General features: G+C 43.1%; 1 protein-coding gene and 1 pseudogene. One reads left to right on the forward strand and one right to left on the reverse strand.

All coding sequences use genetic code 11. The features are described from left to right. The first annotated feature begins 108 nt into the window (after window positions 1-108). Window positions 109-267 (forward strand): hypothetical protein, encoded by a 159-nt coding sequence (locus F6K38_RS41010; RefSeq protein WP_008188134.1) that lies wholly within the window; start codon window positions 109-111, stop codon window positions 265-267. On the opposite strand, the pseudogene F6K38_RS41015 reads toward F6K38_RS41010, so the two are convergent. Then, window positions 247-1,590, reverse strand: a pseudogene (locus F6K38_RS41015) (IS701 family transposase). The gene F6K38_RS41010 and the pseudogene F6K38_RS41015 overlap by 21 nt on opposite strands. Window positions 1,591-1,793 lie beyond the last annotated feature (203 nt).

The raw sequence follows: 1,793 nt of genomic DNA on the forward strand, positions 1-1,793 counted from the left end.
AAGGCCTCAGCCGCGCCAAAGGCGATTAGCCCAAAGGGCTACGCTACGCGAACGCACTCCCTTCACACTTCGGACTTAAGCTTGAGTTGACTGCGAATGGACATGAATATGGCAGTGCTACTACTGGCAAACATCGATTTAGAGGAATGGTTTGCACAATTAACCGCAGAGTTGAAGAAACGCAAGGCCGGTCTAGATTTGCGAATCTGGCCTGAATCCGGGAAACTAGTGGGACTTAAACAAAAATCAACCCCAAATGAAGCCTAAACTGGCTTTATAAGCAGCAAACACCTGCCGATTGTGAGTCAGCCATATGTGCTTTGCACACGCTACGCGAACAAAGAAACGAAAAGACATAGCTGTACGAAAAGCCTCCAAGGCTTCTGTAAAAGTAGTCAAAGGTTTGTTAGCCCATCGCCTTCGTAATCCCCCAGTTAACTTATGCCAAAGAATAAAAGTGTAGGCACAAAATACTAGGATAAAATGGCGAAATAGACTTCTTTTATCCCTGACTTGGTATTCTTTCAACCCTAGCCAACCCTTTGCTTCCCGATAAAATACTTCCACCCAATTTCTTTGAGAGTAGGTCATTACTACCCACTGTTTTGTTACTTTATCTGAATCAACATTGGTGATCAAATAATCAATGTCTGTTGCTTCTTCCCAAGAACTAGCATTCATGACGATAGCCATTGTCCTTTCTCCTTCTAGACCAGATATCTGAGCCTTCACTGTTGCCACCCAAACGGTTTTCGATTTCTCTAAGTTGAGTTCAACTTCCTCAAACTCCTCTTTGGATAGGCTTTTCGCTAATTCGTCTATACGTATTTCTATCTCAATATTTAACTCATTTTTTATAATTAATTTCCGATTTTTTGCCACTCCTCCTAAATACTTTAGATTCCTTTCTTCCAGTTTCTTGAGAAAGGTTGTGTTATTGCCATACCCCGCATCAATTAGGACGATTCCCGGACGATATCCTCGGGCTAAACTCCGGTCAATTAACTCTATCCCTAAATCGGGCTTCTTCTTAAATTCTTCATCTTTATTTCCATTGGGTAAGGAAGTCGCGTGTTGATACAACTCTAGGTCTAATGGTAAGCTTTTTTTGCCATCGTAAAGATGGGTTGTTACTAAGACTATTCCATTGTCTGTCTTTCCGATTTCTCCGATATATTGCCTTCCCACTCCGTCAGTCAAGTTACCACTTTTTCTATGTCCTGAGTCGTCCAAAATCAATGCAAATCCCCGACTGATCCGAGGAAAGAGAACATTTGTTCATCAACTCTAAACGGCGTTCATTGATTTGACTCCCTGACCAAGGGGCATCGGTTAAGAAGCGATGCAGCGCGGTCTTGGGGGTTTCCCCCATGAGCGACTGCATCAAGACAATGGTGTAATCGGTTATAAACTACTCCAATCGCGTTATCAGCGATCTGTGTCAGGTTTTTTCTCTCACTTTCCCCTAATAATCCCCCAATGAGCGTGTCTAAACCCGGTTTTTTGAGCCTTCGTTTTGAAGCAATCATCGAAACGCTTGCACCATTTTTCAAAGCAAGGGGGCATCGCAGAGGGGCTAGTTTCTCTCATGGGGGCAATTTCGACGTGAAACGTTCTTCTATCATAGATTATACCCTAATTTTTGTATTTTTATCGTTTAAGTCCCACTAGATGAGATTGAGATTGTGCTGGCATGGTGGCCCCCACTGGGAGTGATGCAAAAATTGCCTAATCTGAAGCTGATTATATCCCTAGGAGCCAGCGTAGATCGGATTTTAGTAGACCCAGATCTG

The organism is Moorena sp. SIO3B2, assembly GCF_010692525.1.
Taxonomy (GTDB): Bacteria; Cyanobacteriota; Cyanobacteriia; order Cyanobacteriales; family Coleofasciculaceae; genus Moorena; species Moorena producens.

Bases quoted from the DNA above. Each gene is read 5' to 3' on its own strand.
- F6K38_RS41010 (WP_008188134.1), top strand. From the start codon at position 109: ATGGCAGTGCTACTACTGGCAAACATCGATTTAGAGGAATGGTTTGCA.